Source organism: Bradyrhizobium sp. WSM3983 (assembly GCF_000473045.1).
Taxonomy (GTDB): Bacteria; Pseudomonadota; Alphaproteobacteria; order Rhizobiales; family Xanthobacteraceae; genus Bradyrhizobium.
This window is the reverse complement of the sequence record NZ_AXAY01000006.1, coordinates 1-24,672: the sequence shown is the minus strand read 5'-3', so window position 1 is coordinate 24,672 and position 24,672 is coordinate 1. Positions and strand designations below refer to the sequence as shown.

General features: G+C 62.5%; 21 protein-coding genes and 1 pseudogene. 13 read left to right on the top strand and 9 right to left on the bottom strand.

What is annotated here, in order from left to right; all coding sequences use genetic code 11:
• The first annotated feature begins 94 nt into the window (after nucleotides 1-94).
• The 4 genes from YUA_RS0111225 to YUA_RS0111210 all read left to right on the top strand — a co-directional run bounded on the left by YUA_RS0111225 (nucleotide 95) and on the right by YUA_RS0111210 (nucleotide 4,187).
• The gene (locus YUA_RS0111225) at nucleotides 95-1,774 is read left to right on the top strand and encodes a L,D-transpeptidase (RefSeq protein ID WP_027530778.1); all 1,680 of its coding nucleotides are present in this window, start codon (nucleotides 95-97) and stop codon (nucleotides 1,772-1,774) included.
• 88 nt (nucleotides 1,775-1,862) lie between these two features.
• Nucleotides 1,863-2,432, top strand: a complete 570-nt coding sequence (locus tag YUA_RS0111220) for a glutathione peroxidase (RefSeq protein ID WP_027530777.1) — start codon at nucleotides 1,863-1,865, stop codon at nucleotides 2,430-2,432.
• Between the two features lie 179 nt (nucleotides 2,433-2,611).
• On the top strand, nucleotides 2,612-3,616 hold the full coding sequence (locus tag YUA_RS0111215) for a polysaccharide deacetylase family protein (RefSeq protein WP_027530776.1): 1,005 nt from the start codon (nucleotides 2,612-2,614) through the stop codon (nucleotides 3,614-3,616).
• Nucleotides 3,617-3,623: 7 nt separating this feature from the next.
• The gene (locus YUA_RS0111210; protein ID WP_027530775.1) at nucleotides 3,624-4,187 is read left to right on the top strand and encodes a dihydrofolate reductase; all 564 of its coding nucleotides are present in this window, start codon (nucleotides 3,624-3,626) and stop codon (nucleotides 4,185-4,187) included.
• A 78-nt stretch (nucleotides 4,188-4,265) separates the two neighbouring features.
• On the opposite strand, the gene YUA_RS43800 is transcribed toward YUA_RS0111210, so the two are convergent.
• From YUA_RS43800 to YUA_RS0111185, 4 genes are all read right to left on the bottom strand, one after another.
• Nucleotides 4,266-6,275 (bottom strand): tetratricopeptide repeat protein, encoded by a 2,010-nt coding sequence (locus YUA_RS43800; protein ID WP_051383146.1) that lies wholly within the window; start codon nucleotides 6,273-6,275, stop codon nucleotides 4,266-4,268.
• A 199-nt stretch (nucleotides 6,276-6,474) separates the two neighbouring features.
• Nucleotides 6,475-6,927: a DoxX family protein gene (locus YUA_RS0111200; RefSeq protein ID WP_027530774.1), complete on the bottom strand. Its 453-nt coding sequence runs from the start codon at nucleotides 6,925-6,927 to the stop codon at nucleotides 6,475-6,477.
• 526 nt (nucleotides 6,928-7,453) lie between these two features.
• Nucleotides 7,454-7,717, bottom strand: a complete 264-nt coding sequence (locus YUA_RS50950) for a hypothetical protein (protein ID WP_051383145.1) — start codon at nucleotides 7,715-7,717, stop codon at nucleotides 7,454-7,456.
• 191 nt (nucleotides 7,718-7,908) lie between these two features.
• The gene (locus YUA_RS0111185; protein WP_027530772.1) at nucleotides 7,909-8,109 is read right to left on the bottom strand and encodes a DUF6494 family protein; all 201 of its coding nucleotides are present in this window, start codon (nucleotides 8,107-8,109) and stop codon (nucleotides 7,909-7,911) included.
• A gap of 78 nt (nucleotides 8,110-8,187) precedes the next feature.
• Here YUA_RS0111185 and YUA_RS51595 point away from each other — a divergent pair.
• Nucleotides 8,188-8,298 (top strand): annotated as a pseudogene (locus YUA_RS51595) (sulfite exporter TauE/SafE family protein); the annotation flags it as partial.
• A gap of 241 nt (nucleotides 8,299-8,539) precedes the next feature.
• Nucleotides 8,540-8,968: a hypothetical protein gene (locus tag YUA_RS0111175; RefSeq protein WP_027530771.1), complete on the top strand. Its 429-nt coding sequence runs from the start codon at nucleotides 8,540-8,542 to the stop codon at nucleotides 8,966-8,968.
• A gap of 307 nt (nucleotides 8,969-9,275) precedes the next feature.
• On the opposite strand, the gene YUA_RS0111170 is transcribed toward YUA_RS0111175, so the two are convergent.
• Together YUA_RS0111170 and YUA_RS50945 are read right to left on the bottom strand one after the other, a co-directional pair.
• Complete coding sequence (locus tag YUA_RS0111170) at nucleotides 9,276-10,238, bottom strand: hypothetical protein (RefSeq protein ID WP_156947092.1); 963 nt, start codon at nucleotides 10,236-10,238, stop codon at nucleotides 9,276-9,278.
• Nucleotides 10,239-10,341: 103 nt separating this feature from the next.
• Nucleotides 10,342-10,578, bottom strand: coding sequence for a hypothetical protein (locus tag YUA_RS50945; protein WP_084292409.1), 237 nt, complete (start codon nucleotides 10,576-10,578; stop codon nucleotides 10,342-10,344).
• A 537-nt stretch (nucleotides 10,579-11,115) separates the two neighbouring features.
• Here YUA_RS50945 and YUA_RS0111160 point away from each other — a divergent pair.
• A complete protein-coding gene (locus YUA_RS0111160) occupies nucleotides 11,116-11,328 on the top strand; it encodes a hypothetical protein (protein ID WP_027530769.1) in 213 nt (70 codons plus the stop codon).
• 147 nt (nucleotides 11,329-11,475) lie between these two features.
• Here YUA_RS0111160 and YUA_RS0111155 read toward each other — a convergent pair whose 3' ends face one another.
• Both YUA_RS0111155 and YUA_RS0111150 read right to left on the bottom strand, forming a co-directional pair.
• Nucleotides 11,476-11,676: a hypothetical protein gene (locus YUA_RS0111155; RefSeq protein ID WP_027530768.1), complete on the bottom strand. Its 201-nt coding sequence runs from the start codon at nucleotides 11,674-11,676 to the stop codon at nucleotides 11,476-11,478.
• A 403-nt stretch (nucleotides 11,677-12,079) separates the two neighbouring features.
• Nucleotides 12,080-14,389, bottom strand: a complete 2,310-nt coding sequence (locus tag YUA_RS0111150) for an NADP-dependent malic enzyme (RefSeq protein ID WP_027530767.1) — start codon at nucleotides 14,387-14,389, stop codon at nucleotides 12,080-12,082.
• Nucleotides 14,390-14,639: 250 nt separating this feature from the next.
• Between YUA_RS0111150 and YUA_RS0111145 the strand changes: the two genes are divergently transcribed.
• The gene (locus YUA_RS0111145; RefSeq protein ID WP_027530766.1) at nucleotides 14,640-16,616 is read left to right on the top strand and encodes a hypothetical protein; all 1,977 of its coding nucleotides are present in this window, start codon (nucleotides 14,640-14,642) and stop codon (nucleotides 16,614-16,616) included.
• 145 nt (nucleotides 16,617-16,761) lie between these two features.
• Here the strand turns inward: YUA_RS0111145 and aspS are convergent, their stop codons facing one another.
• A complete protein-coding gene (gene aspS / locus YUA_RS0111140) occupies nucleotides 16,762-18,534 on the bottom strand; it encodes an aspartate--tRNA ligase (RefSeq protein ID WP_027530765.1) in 1,773 nt (590 codons plus the stop codon).
• Between the two features lie 196 nt (nucleotides 18,535-18,730).
• On the opposite strand from aspS, the gene YUA_RS0111135 reads away from it, so the two are divergent.
• The 5 genes from YUA_RS0111135 (at nucleotide 18,731) to YUA_RS0111115 (ending at nucleotide 24,415) form a co-directional block, all read left to right on the top strand.
• Nucleotides 18,731-20,206: a YdiU family protein gene (locus tag YUA_RS0111135; protein ID WP_027530764.1), complete on the top strand. Its 1,476-nt coding sequence runs from the start codon at nucleotides 18,731-18,733 to the stop codon at nucleotides 20,204-20,206.
• 199 nt (nucleotides 20,207-20,405) lie between these two features.
• Nucleotides 20,406-21,254, top strand: a complete 849-nt coding sequence (locus tag YUA_RS0111130) for a phosphodiesterase (RefSeq protein ID WP_027530763.1) — start codon at nucleotides 20,406-20,408, stop codon at nucleotides 21,252-21,254.
• 1 nt (nucleotide 21,255) lies between these two features.
• Nucleotides 21,256-22,206 (top strand): carbohydrate ABC transporter permease, encoded by a 951-nt coding sequence (locus YUA_RS0111125; RefSeq protein WP_027530762.1) that lies wholly within the window; start codon nucleotides 21,256-21,258, stop codon nucleotides 22,204-22,206.
• Nucleotides 22,203-23,072 (top strand): carbohydrate ABC transporter permease, encoded by an 870-nt coding sequence (locus tag YUA_RS0111120; RefSeq protein ID WP_027530761.1) that lies wholly within the window; start codon nucleotides 22,203-22,205, stop codon nucleotides 23,070-23,072. The genes YUA_RS0111125 and YUA_RS0111120 overlap by 4 nt, the downstream gene beginning before the upstream one ends.
• Nucleotides 23,073-23,083: 11 nt before the next feature.
• The gene (locus YUA_RS0111115; RefSeq protein WP_027530760.1) at nucleotides 23,084-24,415 is read left to right on the top strand and encodes an ABC transporter substrate-binding protein; all 1,332 of its coding nucleotides are present in this window, start codon (nucleotides 23,084-23,086) and stop codon (nucleotides 24,413-24,415) included.
• The last annotated feature ends 257 nt before the right edge of the window (nucleotides 24,416-24,672 follow it).

Below are 24,672 nucleotides of genomic sequence, written 5' to 3'. Positions count from 1 at the left end.
TTGGACAAAACTAGCTGATGGCAGAACCCGTTTGCTGGTGAACGCGTATCCCCTCTGCGAGACTAATGTCTGATTTGGATTGTGGATTCGAGGAATGACTAGCGTGAACGGGTCCCGTTTTGCTGCCGCGCCGGCACGGCTGTGGCAGTTCGCCATTTTGACGGCCGCGGGTGCGATCGGTACGACCAGCCAGGCAGAAGCAGCGTTCTATTACACGCCGGATTATTCGGACGGGTCCTACTATTCGCGGCAGGTGCGGCATCCCGACGAGCCGCGACTGAAGCCGCAGAAGCGCGGCTCGGCAGCCGCCAAGAAGGGGACCGTCGTCGAGAAGGAGACCGGCGCGAAGCCGCAGGGTCCGCTCGTCATCGTGGTCTCGATCGACCGCCAGAAGGTGACGGTCTACGATTCCAACGGCGTGTTCGCGGAGTCGCCGGTATCGACCGGCATGAAGGGCCATTCGACGCCGATGGGCGTGTTCAGCGTCATCCAGAAGCACAAATTCCACCACTCCAACATCTATAGCGGCGCGCCGATGCCGTACATGCAGCGGATCACCTGGTCCGGCGTTGCCATGCATGCCGGCGTGCTGCCGGGCTATCCCGCCTCGCACGGCTGCATCCGCATGCCGATGGCGTTCGCGGTGAAGATGTGGAACTGGACCAAGATGGGCGCGCGTGTGATCGTCTCGCCCGGCCAGATGACGCCGCAAAACTTCTCCCATCCGATGCTCGCCTCGCTGCGCGTCCCGCCGCAGCCGGCCGCAAGCCTCGAGCCGGCGACGAGCGTCGGCGACAAGGCGGACAAGGACGCGCCTGAGACGAAGGTCATGGACGCCAAGCCCGTCGAGACCAAGTCGCTTGAGACCAAGACCGCCAGCGCTGACGGCGTGCTCGAGCTGCGCGCCAGCGTCGGCCACACCGTGATGTCGGATGTGACCACGGGCAATGCGCCGGTCCGCGAGGAAGCCGCCAAGGCCGAGAGCAAGACCGACACCAAATCGGCCGAGGCCTCCGAGCCGGCCAAGCAGCCCGACGCGGCGGCGAAGACGGACGAAGTTGCCAAGGCGAGCTCGGACGAGAAGCCGGCTGACAAGGTCGAAGCCGCGAAGTCCGAGCCGACTGATGCTCCGAAGGCAGACGCACCGAAGGCGGAAGCCGCTTCCGAACCGGTCAAGGCTGCTGCGGCAACGACCGAGAAGAGGCCCGACGCGGCGGTGACGACAATTGCGCCGACGCAAGCCGCTTTGCCGGTCGCGAAGAAAGACCAGGCCGGCGCCGCCGATCCCGCACCGGCCGTGAAGCCGGACCTGCCGAAGCGAACCGGTCAGATTGCGGTGTTCATCAGCCGCAAGGATTCCAAGCTCTATGTGCGGCAGAACTTTGCGGCGCTGTTCGAGGTACCCGTGACGATCGCTGCAAGCGACCGGCCGCTCGGTACTCACGTTTTCACCGCCGAGATCGATAAGACCGATTCCAATGCACTGCATTGGTCGGTGGTGTCGCTGCCCGTCGCCGTTCGTGCCGCCGCGCGCGAGGACGACGGTCACGTCACGCGCCGCCAGCGCGGCGCCGCCGTGATCCCAGTTGCCGCAAAGCCGGTGATCATGCCGGACAGCCCGGCCGAGGCGCTCGATCGCATCACGATCCCCGCCGACGCCATGGCGAAGATCAACGAGATGCTCACCACCGGCGGCTCGGTCATCGTGTCCGACCAGGGCATCAACCAGGGCGAAACCGGCGAAGGCACCGACTTTATCGTCCGCCTGTACTAAGCTTGGCACCGCGATAACGCGGTGTTGAGCGGGCCGGTCATCTCGTCGGAGTAAGCTGCGGTCCGGATTCACATCGGGGGACGCCGCCATGTTGAACCGCAGAACCGTACTCACCACAGCGCTGCTCGCAGCAGCCACATCGGCAACGCGCGCGCGGGCCGATGGCGGCATGAGCCGGATGTCCGCTTACGCATTCTCGTTCCCCGCTTTGTCCGGCGACGACATTCGCTTGGCCTCCTTCACCGGCAAGCCGATGCTGATCGTGAACACCGCTTCGCTGTGCGGTTACACCCCGCAATATGCGGGGCTGGAGGAGCTCTGGAGCGAGTTTCGCGAGCGCGGCCTCACCGTGATCGGCGTGCCCTCCAACGATTTCGGCGGCCAGGAGCCCGGCGGCACCAGCGAGATCTCGGAGACCGCGCACCACCAATACGGCGTTACCTTCCCTATAACCGCCAAGGCCGTCGTGGTCGGGGCGAAGGCGCATCCGTTCTACAAATGGGCGGCCGAGGCGCGCCCGCGCGATGTTCCGCGCTGGAACTTCCACAAATACCTGATCGGCCGCGACGGCTACATCGCCGAGGTGTTTTCGTCCGCCGTGGAACCTGTCGACACGCGCATCAAGACCGCGATTGCCCGGGCCTTGGCCGACAGCTGACCCGCCTCGCTCGAACAGGCTTCTCAAACAGGCCTGGGCACAATTGTGGCGAAGCGCCAAACAGCCGTTGCAATGGCGATGGAGCACCATCTAGGCTAGGATGATCAGGGGCAGGATAGGTTTTGCCGGAGGCGAAAAGCCGCGGCGGAACAACGGGATCAAATCTCGAGGACAACACCATGCGTGTGGCGGCAGGACTGATTTTGGCAAGCGCGATCTCTGTTGCGCTGACAGGCGCGGCATGGTCGCAGACCCCGGCTGCGAAACCCCCAGCCGCCACCCAGGCTGCCCCCGTGGCAGCACCGGCCGCTGCTCCGGCGCCTGCTGCAGCGCCCGCGCCGCAAGCCGCCGCCTTCCCGCCGCCGCCGAAACAGGCGCCGCAGCCGGCCCGCGCCGCCTGCAACAATCCGAACGCGCTGGGCGTCGCCCGCACCGTGGAGATCGACACGACAGGCGGTCCCGGCTTCGGCTTCGAGCATTTCAAGGAGCTCGACTTCCTGCGCGACAAGGAGGTCGTGCTGACCTTCGACGACGGTCCCTGGCCGCACAACACACCCGCCGTGCTGAAGGCGCTCGCCGACCAGTGCACCACCGGCATCTTCTTCTCGATCGGCAAGCACGCCACCTACGAGCCGGAGATCCTGAAGCAGGTCTACGCGGCCGGTCACATCATCGGCACCCACACATGGTCGCACGCCAACCTCAACAACAAGAAGCTGACCGAAGCGCAGCGCAAGGAAGAGATCGAGAAGGGCATCAGCGCCGTGAAATGGGCTCTTGGCGGCATCTCGCCCGCGGCGTTCTTCCGCTTCCCGGCGCTGCAACACCCGCCGGAGATGGTCACCTATCTCGGCAACCGCAACGTCGCGATCTTCTCCTGCGACATCGACTCCTTCGACTTCAAGGCCTCGAAGCCCGAGAAGGTGATCGAGACCGTGATGAAGGGGCTCGACAAGAAGGGCAAGGGCATCATCCTGATGCACGACTTCCAGAAGCACACGGCGGAAGCCCTGCCCGAGCTTCTGAACCGTCTCAAGGCCGGAGGCTACAAAGTGGTGGCGATGCGCGCCAAGGCGCCGGTCGCCTCGCTCCCCGAATACGACCAGGAGCTGATGAAGGACGTCAAGCTGCCGACGGTGAGCACGCGCCCGGTCAATTCCGTGGTGACGACCGTTTCCGAATAGCCGTCGCTTGTCTTTCCATTTCGAGGGCTACGTCATCGTCTCGGCGGACGGCATGCTGGCCGACGCCAGCCGCGTCATGCCCGACAGCCTGAAGTTCGAAGGCGACAAGCTGTTCTTCGAGCAGGCGCTCGAAGGCGCGGCGCTGATCGTGCACGGCCGCAACTCGCATGAGCAGCAGCAAAACTCGCCCAAGCGCAAGCGGCTGATCACCACCCGCAAGATCAAGGTCCTCACCGTCGATCCGGAGATGCCGAACGCGACGCTGTGGAATCCGGATCATGCAAGCTTCGAGGAGGCCTGCGCCTTTGCCGATGTCGCCTCGGGGCGAGTCGCGATCATCGGCGGCCCCGCCGTGTTCGACATGTTCATGGACCGCTACGACACGTTCTGGCTGTCGGAAGCTCCTCACGTTCGGCTGCCCGGCGGCGAAGGCTGCTTCGTCGACGTGCCCAAGCGGACGCCGCATGAGGTGCTGACGTCACACGGGATGAAGCCGGGCATGCCGTATTTGCTCGACGCGGCGCATGGCGTGACCGTGACCCCGTGGCGGCCGGCGAGAGCCTCCAACTAAAACCCGAAAACAACCCCATGCACAGTACCGGTGTTTTAATACCTGCGTACAAACGCGTGAGCTTGTCACGCATAGCGCTTACTGGCCGGTGGACCGGGGCAACGTGGATTTCTCGAGTTCAGCGCGCACGTCCTGAAGGACGCTGCTCCAATCGCCGGGCTGAATTTGCCGGAATTGCCGCAAGCCCGGATACCAGGGGCTGTCGTCGCGGTTCAGCAACCACCGCCAGCAGCGATCGAAGCGATTGAGCAGCCAGACCGGGCGGCCAAGCGCGCCTGCAAGATGCGCCACCCCTGTATCGACACTGATGACCAGATCCAGGGCCTCGATCAGCGCTGCGGTTTCACCGAAGTCGTGGAGGTCTCCCGTCCAGTCGTGCAGGGACAGACCAGACGGCGGCGTCTGGCTGGCCCCGGGTCCCTTCTGTAGAGAGACGAAACTCACTCCCGGCAGGTCCGCCAGCTCCGAAAATCGTTCGAGCGGAATCGACCTGCGCCGGTCGCCGCTCATGGTCTGATTGCCTGCCCAGACGAGGCCGACCCGCAGGCCATCGAGCTGGCCGACGCGCTCGCGCCAGGCCGCCACGAGTCGCGGATCAGCGCGGAGATAGGATGCCTCTCGCGGGATGGTTTCGAGAGTAGTGCCAAGGACCCGCGGCAGGCTCAACAGCGGACATTGCAGATCGAATGGCGGCAGCGGATCACCACGCGCGACGATGCTCTCGATTCCCGGCAGCCCCGTCAGAAGCGGCATCAGCGGCCGCTGAACCTCGAGAACGACCCGCCGCCCTGCCGCAATTGCCGGCACGAAGCGACAAAACTGGAGCGTGTCGCCCAGGCCCTGCTCCGCATGCAGCAGCAGGACCCGATCACCGATATCTCCGCCATCCCAGAGAGGCTGGCTGAAGCCGCGGAGATGCGGCCTCTTGGTTTCCTGCTTCCACCGCCACTCATATTCCCGCCAGCCTTCCTCGAACTGGCCGGCCAGCAACAGCGTGATCCCAAGGTTGAAATGCGCGTCGGCGTAATCCGGCTTTTGCGACACCGCCGTTCGCAGACTCTGAATGGATTCATCAGTCCGCCCGAGATCGTACAGCAGGGTGCCGAGATTGTTGAGCGCCTCCGGCCAGACCGGATTGCGATCGAGAGCTGCCCGATAGCAAGGCTCCGCTTCGTGGAAACGGCCGGACTCGCGAAGGGCGTTGCCGAGGATCAGTTGCGCCGGAACATAGTCCGGCTTCAGACGCAAGGCTTCCCTGCAACATGCTTCCGCCTCCTCCGGCCGCCCGCGGAGGCGCAGCAAGTCACCGAGATTGTTCAAGGCCTCGGGGAAATTTGGCCTGAGTTTGCAGGCTTCGCGAAGGTTGACCTCGGCGTCGTCGAGGCGCCCCAGTTTGACGAGAAGACCACCAAGATTGTTATGGGCCTCCGCAAATCCCGGGTTGAGGCGCAGCGCCTCGCGATAGCAACGCTCGCATTCCTCGAAGGCGGCGAGATCGAACAGCACGGCCCCCAGGTTGCAATGGGCCTCCGCAAAATCCGGCCTTTGCCGCAGCACCTGCCGAAACTCGCTGATCGCATCATCGAACTGCTTCCGTCTCACCAGCAGATTGGCAAGATGGAAATGGGCATCGACCTGAGCGCGCGCTGCACCGAGGTCGAGGCCGAGAGGATGTCGCAGCACGAGCCGGTACTGGGCCTCCTCACCGGCGAAATCCCCGCATTCACCCAGCAGGAGACCAAGCTGAATGTGCGTATCCAGGTTGTCGGGCTGATGCAGCAGCGCTTCCCGGTAGCTCGCGATGGCTTCGCCCGTGCGTCCGAGAGCGCGCAGAGCGACCGCCACGTTGCTGTGATAGACGCTGTTGCGAGGCTGAAGCTTGACGGCGCGCATGAAGAGATCGAGCGCCCCGTCGGGGTGACCCGTCTGGAGCGCAGCAACCCCCAGGAGGAAAATAGCGTCCGCATGATCCGGCTCGGATGCCAGGATCCGCCGATAGATCGCCTCCGCCTGCGGCAAGCGGCCTGCGCGATGGTGCGCAAGACCGGCCTCGAGCGATACGGAAACTGACGACGCTTCAGCAAACATTCCGATGGGCCCTATCATCGATGCGATGACTTGCTCCCGATCATTCTGCAGCAACGACCTTGCGCGAAGCTGGGCAACACGAGCGTCCACGCGTCAGGCCGTAGGGTGGGCAAAGCGAAGCGTGCCCACCACCGGCCTTGCAAGTCCTGGAAAGATGGTGGGCACTGCGCAAGAGCGCCTTTGTCCACCCTACAAGACCCTACACGTCCCCGTAGGCGGTCTCGGCCGAGCGTGTGGCGCGGCCATAGCCCATGATCATGAAGAGCGCGCCGATGATCGAGAGATTCTTCAGCGCGTCGACCAGCATCTTGGCGTTGTCAGGCGCCGGCTGATTCCAGAAGTCGTAGAAGAAGAAGGTCGAGACCGCGATGTAGATGATCAGCAGCATCGCGAAGAAGCGCGCGCCGAAGTTCAGCGCGATCATCAGGCCCGCAATGATCTCGAGCCCACCGACCGCGATCGCCAGGAGCTGCGGCATGGTCATCGCGGTCGCCGTCTCGACCTGCTTGGCATAAGGCGCGATCACATCGGGCAGCTCGACCTTGGTGGCGATGAAATCGGCGGTGGCCTGGACGGCAAAGAGCTTGGTCGCGCCCGTGTAGATGAACAGCACTGCGAACAGGATTCGCCCGAAAGTCACGAACGCTGGCATGGTCGGCCTCTTGGCAAAACGCTAAGCACGGGACGCCTGCGGATTATGAAGAGTCATTCGCCGGTTTACAAACGGGGAAATCGGAAACTGCAGCTAATTCAAAGTTGGCCGCGCCGGCGACTTCCCCTCTCCCCTTGTGGGAGGGTGGCTCGCCGCATAGCGGCGAGACGGGTGAGGGGTTCTTTCCGCGAGCCGAACTCTACCGGGTTCGCGGAGAGAACCCCTCATCCGGCGCCGTAGCCGAAGCTCCGCTTCTGCGTTCTTAAGAACGGCGGCCGAAGGCCGCCTATGCCACCTTCTTCCACAAGGAAGAAGGCTCGATGGCTATTTCTTCAACAGTATTCCCATCGTTCGCGCCATTCGCTTCACTGAACCAGCGTAGCGGCCCAATTCGGCGGCAATCTTCGATGCGCCAACTCCCTGCCGGGCCAGCCTGACCAATCGACGGACCTCCTGCTCGGCCCATTGCTTTGGCTTCGGTGTTTTCATAATGCGGCGCTCAACCTGCACCAGTTAACCAGTGCGCCTAGCTGCCATCACTTGGGAAATTTACGGGTGGTCCGCCCGCGTAAAAGAATGCTGCACGCGCGCAATCGAACGTCGGCGCGGTGCCGGACGTGCAGTCGCCCGGGTTCGATCCCGGATAGAAGCTGCCGCGCCATTGCCGCGATTCGCTCCCGATCGGATTGCCGCTGCGCAACCCGATGCTGCCGACATGGACATCGCCGTAATGGATCAGCCAACCTTTCTGGCGGGCATTGGGATCGCGGCGGCGGGTAAGCGTGGACATGGCTCGATGAAAGCGCCGGGCAATCCCGCTGGCAAGTTGTCAACGTATTGGGGATCAGCTCGCCGCGGGGCTACTGGGCCTCGTGGGTATGGACAGGTCTGCTGTTTAGGAGAAGACCGGACATCGGTCTGCACCTGCCCGACTGGTGCTTTTGACCCTGAACGGACGTTGGGTCGCAGCGTGTGCCCTCGTCAGAGTGCGACTGTTTCCTCGACAACATGATTCAGCGGCGTCCCCTCAGCGGACAGGGTCATTCGCAGTTTGAGCTCGCCACCTTTCACCGCCCCGCTACGCACCAGGTTCTCGATTTCACGCTGCGATGTAACTCCGACATGCTTCAGAAACTTACGGATAGCCATATTGAAGCGGTCTTCATCGAACTCGGCGGTCATGGCTTTTCTCCCTGATCGGCTGGGCAAAGTCTAACACGTTGGCGATCCCGTGTTTACAGCCCCCAAGTCCCGGACTAGGGATCAATGATCGGGACGTTCATCGGCGGCTTGCTTCTGGGCATCGTGCCGAGTTCAATTATGTTGCCGGGACTGGCTGCGATCTTGGTCATCTCAGGGGTCAAGGTTTGACGACACGAGTAAGCCGCCTCGCTTCGCGGCGTCGCTCGTCAGAATGAGCCTGTTGGCCCTTCGCGTCAGTTGGCAAGGTGCTGCGACATGTCCCTAGCCGGGGGTGAACCGGAAGTCTCCTGATCAGGTGCAGACGGGCGCGATTGAGACGAGGTGGTCCGTTCGAACGCCTTGCGCGGAACGGACGCATAATCTGTTCGTTACTGCCTCAAGGGCGGCGTATCCGGAAGGATGCAAGGCCATGAGAGTTCCCATTACCATCGTCGCGCTCGCGATCATCCTCGGCGGTGCCGCGATTTCGCTGGCACAACCTAATACGCGAGGCGCGGTTGAACTGAGCGACGGCACAAAGGTGCGGCAGAGCCGATCGCTGCCGAATCTCAACCTCACAAACATGCAGCGCGAGCAAATTCGCAAGGCGGTGCTGACTGAGCACAACGAGGTTGAGTTCCGGCTAAAGGCCACCAAGTCCGCAAAGGACTTTACTCCTGCTGTGGGCGCGAAACTTCCAAAAGGCGTCAAGGCCCAATCACTACCAACACCGGTTCTGTCGCAAATACCGGAACTGCGTGACTACATGTACGTGAAAATCAAGGATCAGGTGCTGATCGTGAACGGCATGACCAACAAGATTGTTGACATGTTCTCGGAGACGCAGCCGGTCTCTTGAACCACATTGGATTTGCTCGCCGGCGCGGCCAGCGTGAATGATGCGGTGAGCCAAGATCGCGTGTTGGCCCATCGCGACAAAATTCGGTCCGGCCCTTTGATGTCCGCAATTTGGGGCACAGCAGACCTGATTTGCTCATTCTGAGTTCTTCGCTGCTTGACCCAAAGCGGAAATCACCGAGCTAGGCGCTTTCACCAATTGGAGACTGCTGGCTTGCGGTGCAAAATTATAGCGCCGAAAGCTTAGATCGTGAGAACCAAATGGGCCGAACAACGTATTTGATGGCGCCTGTGAGAAGCCCACTCGGTTATCGCTCGGACCTTTCTCTGCTCGAGCGTTCCGAGTTTAAGCGCTTTTCAAACCTAAAATTGAAGACATTGCCTGCGTAGCCGAAAAGTGTAACTCCGTTTTGCCGATCTTGAACTCGCAACTTGCTATCGTCGTTGGGACTTTCTGGCGCAAGTGTCGCAGTCAGCCTTGCTAATGCACACTTGCTGAGGTCGGTGGACTGTTTTCCGCAAATCGCCCCCGATTGAAGTTTCCAATGCAGGACAGATATCGTCCAGAGCCGACCCGGCGGAGGCTGACAAGTAAACGAGATAATGTCGCCGTCCGGAGAATAATACGTACCGTGCTCACGGCAGGCGGCGTCCCCTTGTTCTTTGGATGGGGCTGCCACATCGTGAGAGAGAAAAGTATTTCCTACGAGAAACGAAATACCGCGTGATCCGGAGATTGAAATAACTCCGTCCTGGGTGTGTGCGTTTGCATCTCTTATCTCTTTGCTGGGTTTTACTCTGTCGAGTTCGATCAAGCGGCCAGCGAAGCGATCGTCGAACAGTGGTGCCCCGGCCTGATTGCCTTTGGTAATATCGTAGACCTCGTAAGGGGGCTCGCCCTGGTCGTATATCATCAGGCCCAGCTTATCGCTGTTTGAGCGCGGGGCCTTCAAAATCATCGGTGCGTCATCACATGGATCGACAGAAAAGCAAATGTCACCGTTTTCAACATCCCACGATTGAATGTCGCAGCCCGAGCCGAACGATCCTCGGCAGGTGTACCACACACGGTTGTTTGGATAATAATTGATTTGAGGCCTCTTGGTGCCAGTTTGCCCTTTACCTAGTTGATCGTCACGCTTTACGGCAGAATTGCCCACGAGAAAGTCAACCGCCTCGGCACCACGCAGTTCGACGTATCCGGCGTTCTTCAACTCTTTGATTTTATCCTCGTCGAACGACGTGCCAGCGGCCACGGCCAATGTCGTCATCGCGAGTATCGCTAATGTGAGTAAACCAAGAAACCCGCGGCCCATGTCCGACCGACTCCTTCGTTACAGCCCTAACGGTCGATCGCCGGCTGACATGTCTACGCTATATCTTTGAACAAGCGACTTTATTATACTGAATATTTGGCATTGCCACCATGTCCGCTACTGGCCCCATCGCGTCCATACCCGGCCGTCTGGTTATGGTCTGCTTCTTGGGGCCAAGCGGATTGGTCATGCCGCTGCTCGATCCTTCTTCTCCGCCCCTGCGCATCACGATCTTGAGCACATCATCAGGCAATGGCCGCTGTAACGCTTTGGCTTGATTCCACGGTGCGCGCATCCAGACATCGCGCCGTTAAGGAACTGGTTACTGGTCACTGTCACCATTTACATATTAGGTCGCCATGTGCGGCAGCGCATTTTGAGAACAGTTTAATATTCGACACGCCCGGTTGGCGGTCTCTTTCGAAAGGAGAGGCCCAATGTTTAAGGGCTTCGCGGTGGCAGTTGTGGCGCTGATTAGCACAGCGCAGGTGGATCAATACCTAACTCACGGTCGGTACACCGACGCGGCTCTGGTTATGCTGCGGCAAATCGGTAACGCGTTTGGATTTTAGATAATTCCTTTGGCGCGGAGGCGCGTGATGGACATCTCATGGGCTGATCTCGATAGCGATGAACGACGCGCCATTGCGATATTGGGAGCCGGACTTTCGATTGAACTGTGCGCCCCTCTTGCTCTCCAGACGTTGAGACGGCTCGGTCTGATCATAGGGTCCCATTTGACGGCTGCTGGACACAATCTGCGAAGAGATGCCGTGGTGAAGAGTGTCGCGCGCTAAGCGTTGCGGGTGGGTGATTAGGACTGAGGCCGGGAATGCCAAACGCACTCGAGCTTATTGTGGGCGGTTACGTTAGCCTGAATGACAGGAGGGCTCTCGACGATTTGCGCATGCAACGCCGGAAGCTGGCCGTGGACCTAAAGGCACGCACCGGTTTTGATTGCCGAACAACCATTCAGCAGATCGAGGAAGATATCAATGTGATCGAGGCGGGGCTTGCGCAGTTGGATGGCGCGGCTATGACCTAACCTCCCCACAGCCGTTCGCGTTCAAGCTGCTCGGCTTATCTGCCTCCTTCTCCACCCGGCCGTTACGCGGAATAGCGCGAGGATGGAGGGTTGGTTTGTGGTGATGCTGCAGAGAAGGCACATGGAGAAGCCGCCGACCTGCTCGACCTAGATCGTCCGCTCCTTGGTGACCCGCAAGCTGCGAACGTAGTAGCCCTGCGCCTGAACGGCTGACTTGATCTCGTCGCTGACTTTGAGAACTCTTTTTCTGCTCTTGCGCCACTTATTCGGAGAGCAAACGACGGGTATTGCAGAGCCATTGCTTAGAACAAGCAACTCGCGCTTCCCATTGCGATAGACATCAAACACTTTTTGTCCCCGCTGTTCGTATGAAGTAAACATGAAATATGTTTCGGTCGTCTCAATGGACGAGCTTAATATCTCGAATGGCTATGCGGGTTGTAAATCTGCAACGCCCGCGACTTTTGCTTCACCGCGTTCCGGATTTGGAACGAACTGATGCAACCCCTGACCTCCAAACTGACGAGCCTAGTGCAGTTACTTCAGCGATGCCGTGAACGGCGCGAGGCATCGGTTCTCCGGCTTCAGCCAGCCGAGCCGGTGCGGCGATGATGTGTTGCGGATGTTGGTGAACAGTGGGCGCGCCTGTGCGTGGCGGTGGTGGTATGCCTTAGCGCATCATCGCCAGTCCGGTGCCGGTGTCGGTGTTGCGGACCACCGGGGCCGGACAATCCGCGGCGAGAGCTCGCCCTCACGTAAACAATGTCGGCTGCTGCCGCGCCGCGCGCTCCTGCGCTTCCACCACGGCCACCGCTGTCATGTTGAGGATGCCGCGCGCGGTCACCGAGGGGGTGAGGATGTGGGCGGGCCGCGCCGGGCCGATCAGGATCGGGCCGACCGGCAGCGCGTCCGCCAGCGACTTGATCATCTGATAGGCGACGTTGGCGGTGTCCAGCGTCGGCATGATCATGATGTTGGCCTCGCCCTCCAGCTTGGAGTGCGGCAACACCATTTTGCGCGCGGCAGCGGAGAGCGCCGTGTCGCCCTGCATCTCGCCGTCGGCCTCGATCTCCGGATGCTTTTCCTTCAGCAGCTGGGTCGCCCGTCGCATCTTGCGCGAGGAGTCGGTGTCGTAGCTGCCGAAATCCGAATGCGAGACGAAGGCGATCCTGGGCTTAAGCGCAAAGCGCTGGACATGGACCGCCGCGAGCGAGGCGATCTCGGCGAGCTCTTCGGCGCTCGGATTGGGGCGAACTTGCGTGTCGGCGATGAAGAAGGCACCCTTGCTGGTGATCAGCAGCGCCAGCGCGGCATAGTCGCTGACCCCCGGCGCAAAGCCGATGATCTCGCGGACATGACGCAGATGATGCATGTAGCGGCCCTCGACGCCGCAGAGCATGGCATCCGCCTCCCCGCGTGTCACCGCGAGCGCCGCGATCACCGTGTTGTTGGTGCGCACCACCGTGCGGGCCGCATCCGGCGTCACGCCGCGGCGGCCGGCGACCTCGACATAGGACTGCACGTAGGAGCGGTAGCGCGGATCGTCTTCGGGGTTGACGAGGTCAAAATCCTTGCCGGCGCGAATCTGCAGGCCGAAGCGCTTGATGCGGGCTTCCACCACCGAGGGACGGCCGACCAGGATCGGCCGCGCCAGCTTCTCCTCGAGCACCACCTGCGTGGCACGCAGCACGCGCTCGTCCTCGCCTTCTGCGTAGATCAAACGCACCGGCTGGGTCTTGGCCTTGGCGAACATCGGCTTCATGACGAGGCCGGAGCGGAAGGCGAAGCGCTCGAGCAGCGCGGTGTATTCGTCAAAATTGGTGATGGGCCGCGTTGCGACGCCGGATTCCATCGCGGCCTTCGCCACGGCCGGTGCGATGCGGAGGATTAGCCGCGGATCAAACGGGCTCGGGATCAGCGAGCCCGGACCGAAGCCTTGCGTCTCGCCAGTGTCAAAGCCTTGCGCGACCGCATCCGACGGCGCCTCGCGCGCGAGCTGCGCGATGGCCTCGACGGCGGCATGTTTCATCTCCTCGTTGATGGCGCTGGCGCCGACATCGAGCGCGCCACGAAAGATGAAGGGAAAGCAGAGGACGTTGTTGACCTGGTTCGGATAGTCGGAGCGACCGGTGCAGATCATCGCGTCGGGGCGCACCTTGCGTGCCTCCTCCGGCATGATCTCCGGCGTGGGGTTGGCGAGCGCCATGATGAGGGGTTTGTCGCCCATCGCCTTGGCCATCTCGGGCTTGAGCACGCCCGGGGCCGACAGGCCGATGAAGATGTCGGCGCCGCCGATGACGTCGCCAAGCGTGCGCTTGTCGGTCTTCTGCGCATAGACCGCCTTCCAGCGATCCATGGTGGTGTTGCGGCCCTCATGCACAAGGCCATCGATGTCGCAGACCCAGATGTTCTTGCGCTGCGCGCCCATCGAGACCAGCAGGTTGAGCGTCGCAATCGCCGCAGCCCCTGCCCCCGACGCCACGATCTTGACGTCCGAGAGCTTCTTGCCGTTCAGGCGCAGGCCATTGGTGATGGCGGCGGCGACGATGATCGCGGTGCCATGCTGATCGTCATGGAAGACCGGAATCTTCATGCGCTCCTTCAGCTGCGCCTCGATCTCGAAACATTCCGGACCGCGGATGTCTTCCAGATTGATGCCGCCGAAGGTCGGCTCGAGCGCCGCCACGGTCTCGACCACGCGCTCGATGGTGTCGGCGGCGATCTCGATGTCGAACACGTCGATGCCGGCGAATTTCTTGAACAGAACCGCCTTGCCTTCCATCACCGGCTTGGACGCCAGCGGGCCGATATTGCCGAGGCCGAGCACCGCGGTGCCGTTCGAGACCACGGCGACCAGATTGGCGCGGGTGGTCAGGGTCGCAGCTTCCGCCGGGTTCTTGGCGATCTCGGTGCAGGCGGCCGCAACGCCCGGAGAATAGGCAAGCGCGAGGTCGCGCTGGTTGGCGAGCGGCTTGCTCGCCTGAATCTCGAGCTTTCCGGGGCGCGGCAGACGGTGATAGGCGAGCGCCGCCTGGTGAAGATCATCAGAATAAGATGACATGCAGTGTCTCGCCTCGCGTTACCGGCCTCAAAGATGCGTTGTCCCGACCGGTCTGCCGCAGTGCACACGGTATTCCGGCTCATGGAAACCGGGATGAAGCACGGCCAACGCCTCGGTGGCAACATCCGATTGCAGTCCAATTAACAGATCGCATGGTCAAATATTTGACAGAGCTAGCTTTCCCTGGACCGCACGACGTTTCCCGAATATGGCAGGTTGCGCAGTGCATAACGAGCAACTGGAGCTGGGAATGAAGCGGATCCTGATCGGCCTGATCGCAGTCGCCATGCTTGCTGCGGGCGGCTGGTTCGGCTTCAGCCTCTACGCAAAACATCGCGTCACTGCCGAGATCGAGACGGCCTTCGAGCAGATCCGCAGCAATGGCGGCAAGGCGAGCCACGGCAAGATCGGGTTCGATTTGCCGAGCCGTACCCTCACGATCGAGGACATCGCCATCGATCCCGGCCAGCAGTCACAGACGCAGATCAAGATTGCCAGGGTCAGGGCGACCGGTGTGCGCCAAGCGGACGAGGGACAGTTTTCTGCCGATACAATCGAGGTCTCGGGCATCGCGTTTGCGATCGACAGTAACGTCGGCCCCTCGCCAATGAAGGCCGGCTACAAGATCGCGCAGGCCACGATACGGGATTTCACCGGGGCGATCAGGGCTCGGGCCTTGCCGCCATCAAACGCCGTCATCGATCTCTATCGCTTCGGTCTCGAACAGTTCAGCAGCGTCTCGGCGTCCTCCATTGAAGTGCCGACCATTGCCATCACCCTCGTCACCAAGCCCGATACCGCCAAGCCCGAAGGTGGCGATTTGGCCTACTCGGGTCTGGTGATGAAAAATCTCAGGCACGGCAAGGTCGAGGCGACCAAGGCGGACCGGCTCACCTTCACGTTCAAGACCGCGCAGCCGGGCAAGCCCGGCTTGCTGACGGGAGAACTGTCGAACCTGGCGATGAGCGATTTCGATTCCACCGGCATGCTCGCCGCGCTCGATCCGCAAAAGGCGAATGACGACGGCATCCATCAGCTCTACAGGCAAATTTCGACGGGACCGTACACGGTGACGTCCGGGGACGTTCGCCTCCGGGTCGACGGCATCGCCGTCGACGATATCGGGGTGCAGCCCTCGAAATTCCGGATGGCCGAGATGCTCGCCATGCTGCCCCAGAATCCGTCGGCGCCGCCAACGCCGGCGCAGGCTCGCGACATGATGGAGAAGCTCGCCAACTTTTACGAAGGCCTCCGCGTCGGCAAGATCGAGATCGGCAAGACGTCGATTGCGACGCCGCAGGGGACGGGCAGCATCAACGCGGTCAGGTACAAGGATGGTGAATTCGCGGTCGAAGGCCTCGATACGCCGTCGCCGCAGGGCCAGTTCAAAATGGAGCGCTTCGCGCTGAGGTCGTTCAGCGCGCCGAACCTGATGCGCTGGGCAGCAGGCCTCACAACTCCCGGGCGGGCGCCCTCGCCGGATCAAATGCTCGGGCTGTTCGGTGTGCTCGCAGGCGCGGAGATCAAGGGCGTGGCTGCGCCCTTCAAGAACACCAAGAAGCTGGTCACGATCGACACGCTGAGTCTCGACTGGGGACAACTGATCGGCTCGATCCCGAGCAAGGCGCATGTGGTGGCAAAATTTGTCACGCCCACCGATCCATCCGATCCAAAGCAGCTTCAATTGGTTCTCAGCGGGGTCGACAAGCTTGCGATCGACCTCGATCTCGGCGCGGGCTGGACGGAGTCCTCCAACAGCTTCGCTCTGACACCAGCAACCCTCGACATCGGAGGAATCGCAAAAGCGCAATTGCGCATCGCGCTCAGCAACGTGCCGCGCGAGGTGTTTTCGGCCGATCCAGCCGAGTTCATGGGTCAGGCCGCCAGAATTGAGACCGGCGCGCTTGAGTTTTCACTGAGCGACAGCGGCATCGTCGATCTCGTCGTGGCGCAGTTCGCACGGATGCAGAATGTCAGCCGCGACGCCGCACGCCAGGCGCTGGTCGAGAGCATCAAGGCTAAACGCGAGCAAGTTGCTTCCGCCAATCCGGATGCGGACGCGGCCGCGGACGCGATCGCCCGCTTCGTCGAGACGCCGGGCCAGACGCTTTCCATCAAGCTCTCCCCGCGCGCCAAGGCGCCGCTGACGCAATTGATGCAGCTCTTGCAATCCGACCCACAGAGCGCGCTGGCGCAGTTCAGGATCGAGGCGTCGACGGGGCTTTAGGTCTCGTGTCCCGGACGCGCTGCGGCACGCAGTGACGCTGCGCAGAGCCGGGACCCAGAAGAGACTGCTGTTTCGCCGAGACGTGGGCCCCGGCTCTGCAGCGCACCGCTGAAGCAGCGCTGCGCTGCGTCCGGGGCACGAGCCCTTACTTTTGTGGCAGATTCACCTTCACATGCAGCTCGCGGAGCTGCTTGGTGGTGGCGTCCGAGGGCGCGCCCATCAGCAGGTCCATGGCCTGCTGGTTCATCGGGAACAGCGAGATCTCGCGTAGATTGTTGGTGCCACAGAGCAGCATGACGATGCGGTCGACACCCGCGGCCATGCCGCCATGCGGCGGGGCGCCGTACTGGAAGGCGCGGTACATGCCGCCGAAGCGATCGACCACTTCCTGCTCGCCATAACCTGCAATCTCGAACGCCTTCACCATGGCTTCCGGCACGTGGTTGCGGATGCCGCCGGAGGCGATCTCGTAGCCGTTGCAAGTGATGTCGTACTGGAACGCCTTGATGGTCAGCGGATCCTGATCTTTCAGCGCGTCAAGGCCGCCCTGCGGCATCGAGAACGGGTTGTGCGAGAAGTCGACCTTCTTGTCGTCCTCGTTGTACTCGTACATCGGGAAGTCGACGATCCAGGCGAGCTCGAACCGCTCCTTGTCGGTGAGGTTCAATTCCTCGGCGACCTTGTTGCGGGCCAGCCCCGAGAACTTCCAGAACTTGTCCGGATCGCCGGCGACGAAGAAGGCGGCATCGCCTTCCTTGACGCCGATCTGCGCGCGGATCGCAGCGGTGCGCTCCGGCCCGATGTTGTTCGCCAGGGGACCAGCGCCCTCGCCGCCCTCGCGCCACATGATGTAGCCAAGACCAGGCTGGCCTTCGCCTTGCGCCCACGAATTCATGCGGTCGCAGAACGCGCGGCTGCCGCCGCTAGGTGCCGGGATCGCCCAGACCTGGTTCTTGGGGTCTTCGAGCATGCGCGCGAACACCTTGAAGCCGGAGCCGCGGAAATGCTCGGAGACGTCCTGCATCTCGATCGGGTTGCGCAAATCCGGCTTGTCGCTGCCGTATTTGCGCAGCGCCTCGGCGAACGGAATCCGGCGCCACCCCTTCGTCACCGGCTTGCCCTTGGCGAACTCCTCGAACACGCCGGTGATGACCGGCTCCATCGCCGCGAAGACGTCGTCCTGCGTGACAAAGCTCATCTCGACGTCGAGCTGATAGAACTCGCCCGGCAAACGATCGGCGCGCGGGTCCTCGTCGCGGAAGCAGGGCGCGATCTGGAAGTAGCGGTCGAAGCCCGACATCATCAAGAGCTGCTTGTACTGCTGCGGCGCCTGCGGCAGCGCATAGAACTTGCCGGGATGGATGCGCGACGGCACCAGGAAGTCGCGCGCGCCTTCCGGCGAGGACGCGGTCAGGATTGGGGTGTTGAACTCGAAGAAGCCCTGCCCCTCCATGCGCCGACGCATCGACTTGATGATTTCGACGCGCGTCATGATGTTCTGGTGCAGTTTTTCGCGACGCAGATCCAAGAAGCGATATTTGAGCCTGATATCTTCGGGATATTCCTGGTCGCCGAACACCGGCAGCGGCAGATCGCCGGCAGGCCCCAGCACTTCGATCTCACTGACATAGATCTCGATCTTGCCGGTCGGCAGATCGTCATTGTCGGTGCCTTCGGGGCGGCGGCGGGCCTTACCGTCCATCCGCACCACGAATTCCGAACGCAGCTTCTCGGCCTGCGCGAATGCCGGCGAGTCCGGATCGACCACGCACTGGGTCAGGCCGTAATGGTCGCGCAAATCGATGAACAGCACGCCGCCATGGTCGCGGACGCGATGGACCCAGCCTGACAGGCGGACCGCCTCGCCGATGTTGCTCTCGCGGAGCGCGCCGCATGTATGTGACCGGTAGCGATGCATGGTCGTCCCAAAATGATGTCTGAGGAAGCGAATCGGACGGCCTGAAACGACCGGTCCGACGTTGCGGCAGGGTTTACCCGACGAGGCCGGGGGCGGCAACCGAGGGAACGGCCTGTTTTTGGGCCCGAAGCCCCCAATTTTGGCCTATCGAGCCGCCGGCCTTTTCCATCGGGTGTTCCAGCCCTATCTTGAGCCCATGACGGTCCATTTCCCCTTCCAGAACTCGTATTCGGCGCTGCCGGACAGCTTCTTTGCCCGCGTCGCGCCGACCCCCGTGGCCGCGCCCCGGCTGATCAAGCTGAACCGGCCCTTGGCGGTCCAGCTCGGGCTCGATCCTGATATCCTGGAGACCCCGGAGGGCGCCGAAATCCTGGCCGGAAAGACGGTTCCTGATGGAGCCGACCCAATCGCCATGGCCTATGCCGGCCACCAGTTCGGGCAGTTCGTGCCCCAGCTCGGCGACGGCCGCGCGATCCTGCTCGGCGAGGTCATCGACAACGATGGCGTCCGCCGCGATATCCAGCTCAAGGGCTCGGGACCAACGCCCTTCTCCCGCCGCGGCGACGGCCGCGCGGCGCTCGGGCCGGTGCTGCGCGAATACATCGTCAGCGAGGCGATGTTTGCGCTCGGCATCCCGACCACGCGCTCGCTTGCCGCCGTCGTCACCGGCGAGCACGTGATCCGCGAGACCGCGCTGCCCGGCGCCGTGCTGACGCGCGTCGCCGCGAGCCACATCCGGGTTGGCACCTTCCAGTTCTTCGCCGTCCGTCGCGACACCGACGCCATCCGCCGGCTCGCCGACCACGTCATCGTCAGGCACTATCCGGACCTGCTTCACGCCGAGCAGCCCTATCACGCGCTGCTCGCGAGCGTCGTCGCGCGCCAGGCCGAGCTCATCGCGCGCTGGCTGCTGGTCGGCTTCATCCACGGCGTGATGAACACCGACAACTGTTCCATCTCCGGCGAGACCATCGATTACGGCCCCTGCGCCTTCATGGACGCCTACAACCCTGCGCAGGTGTTTTCGTCGATCGACGAGATGGGCCGCTACGCCTACGCCAACCAGCCGCGCATCGCGCTGTGGAATCTGACGCGACTCGCAGAATGCCTGCTGCCGCTGTTCTCCGACGACCAGGAGAAGGCGGTCGCGGAAGCGCAGGACATTCTCGGCGCGTTCAGCGAGACATTCAGCGACGCCTATCAGGCGGGCCTGCGCAAGAAGATCGGCCTGTTCACGGAACGTGACGGCGACGAGGCCCTGATCCAGGACCTGCTGGATGCCATGGCCAAGAACCAGGCCGACTTCACCCTCACCTTCCGCAGGCTCGGCGATGCCGCAGGCGATCCCGCTGCGGACGACGCGCGTGCCCAGTTCATGGACCCCACCGCCTTTGATGAGTGGGCCAGGCGCTGGCGCGAACGCACCGCATTGGAGCCGCAGACCGCAACCGAGCGGCAAGCCGCCATGCACGCCGTCAATCCAATGTTCATCCCGCGCAACCACCGCGTCGAAGCCGTGATCCAGGCTGCCGTCAACGATGACAACTACGCGCCGTTCGAGGAATTGGTGAAGGTGCTGGCGAAGCCGTATCAGGACCAGCCGGAGTACGCCGCGTACGCCGACCCGCCGCTGCCGGATCAGCGGGTGTTGCAGACGTTTTGCGGGACGTGAGGCTGAACTTGACTCGCCACTACCTCTAATCGGCTTACTCGGTGGACTACGCCTTTGGCTGATCCACGCTACGACTTTGGCGCTGTGGACGCGTCCCGCCGCCGGTAACCGCTGTCATCAAATTGATACACATGCGCTCTAACGGCCTGTCAGGGCCGTCTTGCCGGAGGCGCCCATCCTCCAACAGTCCTGACGCGCCATGCCGTTCAAATTCATCCACATCACCGACACGCATCTCGCGAATCCGGGGCTGAAGCTCTATGGCCTCGACCCGCGCGCGCGGCTGGATGCTGCGATCGCCGACATCAACACGCACCACACCGACGCCGCCTTCGCGGTCGTGACCGGTGACCTCACCCATTGGGGCGAGCCGGAATCCTACGGCAATTTCGCGGAGGCGATGTCTGCGCTGAAAATGCCGTACATCGCCATGGTCGGCAATCACGACAAACGCGTCGCCTGCCTCGACGGGCTGAAGGCCGCGCCGCGCGATCCCAATGGCTTTGTGCAGGGCACCCGCACCACCGAGCACGGCCTGTTCGTGTTCCTCGATACGCTGGACGAGACCAGCCATGCCGGCGAGATGTGCGCCAGGCGATTTGACTGGCTGGCGAAGACGCTGGCCGCTGCGCCCGCAGACCAGCCGTTCGTCGTGTTCATGCATCATCCGCCGTTCCCGGTCGGCGTGCACGCGATGGACGAGATCGCGCTGAAGCAGAGCGCGGAGTTCGCCGAGGTGATCGCACCCTATCGTTCGCGCATCCGCCATCTCTTCTTCGGCCATGTGCACCGGCCGATCTTCGGCAGCTACGGCAAGATCCCGTTCTCGACGCTGCGCGGCACCAACCACCAGGTCTGGTTCGAGCTCGATGCCGACGCGCCGCATCTGGCGAGCCACGAGCCGCCGGCCTATGGCGTCGTGCTGATCGACGATGAGAACCTGGTCGTGCACAGCCACGACTTCCTCGACACCAGTCTGCGCTTTCCCTTCGAGCCACCTGCGGGAGTGGACGGCCGCGACTATGCGCTCAATTTCCCCGGGCGGTGACATGAGCCTCGCTGAACCCGCGGCTCTCCCGGTCGCGGCATCAGTACCGCCGCGCCTGCACATCGTGGCGCGGTTCACCACCCGCTTCAAAGCCTCGCTGCCGGCTTATCTGCTGTTGCTGCCCTCGCTCGTCTTCCTCGCGCTGTTCACCTATGGCGCGATGGGGCGCGTGCTGATCGATGCGCTCTATCAGCGCGCCACGCCGAAGGCACCGCTCCGCTTCGTCGGCCTCGACAATATCGCCGCGGTGCTGGCCGATCCCGCCTTCACCGGCGCTGTCATCAACAACCTCATCTACGCAATCGGCACCGCGATCCCGAGCATCGGCCTCGCGCTGCTGTTCGCGCTGGCGCTGGCGCGCACCAACGCCGTGACCAGCGCGCTGCGGGCTGCGCTGTTCCTGCCGGTGCTGATCCCGATGGTCGCGGCCTCCGCGCTGTTTCTCTTTATCTTCCTGCCCAATGTCGGCCTGCTCGACTATTACATCGGCCGCCTGCTGCCGGTGCTGCCGAACTGGCTCGGCGACCCCGACATCGCGCTTTATGCGATCATGATCATCACGATCTGGAAGAACGCCGGCTACTACATGCTGTTCTTCCTCACCGGCCTCCAGGCTGTGCCGGAGGACGTGATGGAAGCCGCGCATCTCGATGGCGCCGGTCCGTTGATGCGGCTGCGCTACATCATCCTGCCGGAGCTCAAGCCCACCTTCCTGTTCGTCGTCGTGATCGCGACGCTCAACGCAGTCACGCAGGTCGACCACGTCTTCGTCATGACCAAGGGCGGACCGTCGAACGCCACCAATCTCGTGCTGTTCTACATCTACCAGCAGGCGGTCGAGCACTACGACATCGGCATGGCTTCGGCAGCAACGCTGCTGACGCTCGCCGCCCTGATGGCCCTCACCGCGCTGTCGTTCCGCACCATGGCGAACCGCGAGGGCGGGGCATGAAGCTGATCGATGCGCTCTACAAGGACGCCCCGCTCGCCACCCGCAACGAGATCACGCCAAAGCTCGGCTTCTTGCTGACCGTGCTGCTCGCGCTCGCCTGGCTGATCCCGTTCCTGTGGATGGGCGTGGCGACGCTGCGTCCGGCCTCCGACGGCATCAGCCTCATGGCAGAACTGATGCCGAGCCTCAAACCCACGCTCGACAATGTCAGGGACGCCTGGGAGATCGGCGATTTCCCGCGCTACTTCCTCAACACCACCATCATCTGCACCGGCATCCTGCTGGTGCAATTCGTCACCATCACGCTCGCGGGTTTTGCGTTCGCGCGGCTCGACTTCGCCGGCAAGACGCTGCTCTTCTATTTGTTCCTGATGCAGCTGATGCTGGTGCCGGTGCTGCTGATCGTTCCCAATTTGAGGATCATCGCGCAATTCGGCCTCTATGACACGCTTGCCGGCGTGATGATGCCGTTCTTCGCGTCCGCGTTCGGCACCTTCCTGATGCGCCAGGCGTTCGAGGCCATTCCGACCGAGCTCGAGGACGCCGCCCTGATCGACGGCGCGAGCCTGATCCAGCGCATCCGTCACATCTATGTGCCGCTGTCGTTGCCGAGCTTCTCGGCGTTTGCAATCATCTCGGTCACCAGCCACTGGAACGACTTCCTGTGGCCGCTGATGGTGATCAATTCGCCGGACAAGCGACCGCTCACCGTTGGCCTCTCCGTCTTCACCACAACCGCAGAAGGCACGCAGGCCTGGGGCACCATTGCCGCAGGCACGCTGATGGTGATCGCACCACTGCTCATCACCTTCCTGATCTTCCAGAAGCGTTTCATCAGCTCTTTCGTCACCTCAGGCATCAAATAGGAGATTTGTCGATGCTGTTCTCCCGCAGGCTTATGCTCGGCCTCGCCATGGCCGGCTCCATGGCAGGCGCCCTCGCCTTCCCGGCGATGGCCGAAGGTCCGACCGAGATCGATCTGTTCTTCCCCGTGCCCGTCGACGGCAAGCTCGCCCGCGACATGGGCACCTTGATCAAGGAGTTCAACGAGGGTCACCCCGGCATCAAGGCGACCGCGGTCTACACCGGCTCCTATGACGACACGCTGATCAAGACGCGCGCCTCGATCAAGGCCGGCAAGCCGCCGTCGGCCGTGATCATGTCGGCCAACTTCCTGCTCGACATGCAGATCGAGAACGAGCTCACCAATCTCGACAGCCTGATTGCCGCCGACGGCAGCACCAAAGAAAAGTTCTTGGGCCAGTTCTTCCCGGCGCTGCAGGGCAACGCGGTGATCGACCGCTCGGTCTACGGCGTGCCCTTCCACAATTCGACGCCGCTGCTCTATATCAACGCCGACAAGGCCAAGGAAGCCGGCCTCGATCCGAACAAGCCGCCGCAGACCTGGGCCGAGCTCACAGACTGGGCCAAGAAGCTCACCAAGCGCGAAGGCGACAAGGTGACCCAATGGGGCATCGCCATCCCCTGCGCCTACGACTATTGCGGCTGGATGATGGAAACGCTCACCATGAGCAATGGCGGGCGCTACTACAACGAGGAGTTCGGCGGCGAGGTCTATTACGACACGCCCTCGATGCTCGGCGCGCTGACCTGGTGGAGCGATCTCGTCTACAAGCACAAGGTTCACACGCCTGGCGCCACGCCGGGACCTGCCGTCAGCACCTCCTTCATCTCCGGCAACGCCGCGATGATGATGCTGTCGACGGGCTCGCTGACCTATGTGCGCGAGAACGCCAAGTTCAACTACAAGGTCGCTTTCATCCCGCGCAACGTCCGCAACGCCGTGCCGATCGGCGGCGCCTCTCTGATCATTCCGGCGGGCGTGGAAGCCGAAAAGCAGAAGGCCGCCTGGACGCTGATCAAGTGGATGACCTCGCCCGAGAAGAGCGCCTGGTGGAGCCGCGCCACCGGCTATTTCGCGCCCAACATGGCCGCCTACAAGACACCCGACATGGTCGACTTCCTCAACAAGAACCCGGACGCCAAGACCGCCGTCGAGCAGCTCGACGTCGCCAAGGCGTGGTTCGCGACCTACAAGACCGTGCCGGTGCGCAAGACGCTGGAGGACGAAGTGATGCTGGTCCTCAACGGCAAGAAGCAGCCGAAGGAAGCCCTTGTCGCCGCCCAGAAGGCCGCCGACGAGACGCTGAAGCCGTTCAACGCCGAGACGTCGCTGAAGCTGCCGTAAGCGGCTTCGTAGGGTGGATTAGTCTTACTGAGTCATTCGGTCGCGGCCGCGGTGGGCGGAGAATCAAATATTTGAGGAGATTCAATATTTGGCATGCGGAGGGCCAGATGGATCTCAATCAGGGTGAAAGCAGCGGGGCACGGTTTGCGGCCTATGTAGCTGGGCTTGGAAGTGTGATCGGTCAGGCAGTGCGGATGAGGCCGCTGCGTGACTATTGCACCGGCTTGATATTGCCGGGCGAACGTAAGAGCGTCGAG

Coding starts and splice junctions, on each gene's coding strand:
- YUA_RS0111185 (WP_027530772.1), bottom strand. CDS start 8,109: ATGACCGCCGAGTTCGATGAAGACCGCTTCAATATGGCTATCCGTAAG.
- YUA_RS0111125 (WP_027530762.1), top strand. CDS start 21,256: ATGAGCCTCGCTGAACCCGCGGCTCTCCCGGTCGCGGCATCAGTACCG.
- YUA_RS0111115 (WP_027530760.1), top strand. CDS start 23,084: ATGCTGTTCTCCCGCAGGCTTATGCTCGGCCTCGCCATGGCCGGCTCC.
- YUA_RS0111215 (WP_027530776.1), top strand. CDS start 2,612: ATGCGTGTGGCGGCAGGACTGATTTTGGCAAGCGCGATCTCTGTTGCG.
- YUA_RS0111145 (WP_027530766.1), top strand. CDS start 14,640: ATGAAGCGGATCCTGATCGGCCTGATCGCAGTCGCCATGCTTGCTGCG.
- YUA_RS0111150 (WP_027530767.1), bottom strand. CDS start 14,389: ATGTCATCTTATTCTGATGATCTTCACCAGGCGGCGCTCGCCTATCAC.
- YUA_RS0111200 (WP_027530774.1), bottom strand. CDS start 6,927: ATGCCAGCGTTCGTGACTTTCGGGCGAATCCTGTTCGCAGTGCTGTTC.
- YUA_RS0111120 (WP_027530761.1), top strand. CDS start 22,203: ATGAAGCTGATCGATGCGCTCTACAAGGACGCCCCGCTCGCCACCCGC.
- YUA_RS0111130 (WP_027530763.1), top strand. CDS start 20,406: ATGCCGTTCAAATTCATCCACATCACCGACACGCATCTCGCGAATCCG.
- YUA_RS0111160 (WP_027530769.1), top strand. CDS start 11,116: ATGCCAAACGCACTCGAGCTTATTGTGGGCGGTTACGTTAGCCTGAAT.
- YUA_RS0111170 (WP_156947092.1), bottom strand. CDS start 10,238: ATGACGACATTGGCCGTGGCCGCTGGCACGTCGTTCGACGAGGATAAA.
- YUA_RS0111225 (WP_027530778.1), top strand. CDS start 95: ATGACTAGCGTGAACGGGTCCCGTTTTGCTGCCGCGCCGGCACGGCTG.
- YUA_RS50945 (WP_084292409.1), bottom strand. CDS start 10,578: ATGCGCGCACCGTGGAATCAAGCCAAAGCGTTACAGCGGCCATTGCCT.
- YUA_RS0111220 (WP_027530777.1), top strand. CDS start 1,863: ATGTTGAACCGCAGAACCGTACTCACCACAGCGCTGCTCGCAGCAGCC.
- YUA_RS0111175 (WP_027530771.1), top strand. CDS start 8,540: ATGAGAGTTCCCATTACCATCGTCGCGCTCGCGATCATCCTCGGCGGT.
- YUA_RS43800 (WP_051383146.1), bottom strand. CDS start 6,275: ATGTTTGCTGAAGCGTCGTCAGTTTCCGTATCGCTCGAGGCCGGTCTT.
- YUA_RS50950 (WP_051383145.1), bottom strand. CDS start 7,717: ATGTCCACGCTTACCCGCCGCCGCGATCCCAATGCCCGCCAGAAAGGT.
- aspS (WP_027530765.1), bottom strand. CDS start 18,534: ATGCATCGCTACCGGTCACATACATGCGGCGCGCTCCGCGAGAGCAAC.
- YUA_RS0111135 (WP_027530764.1), top strand. CDS start 18,731: ATGACGGTCCATTTCCCCTTCCAGAACTCGTATTCGGCGCTGCCGGAC.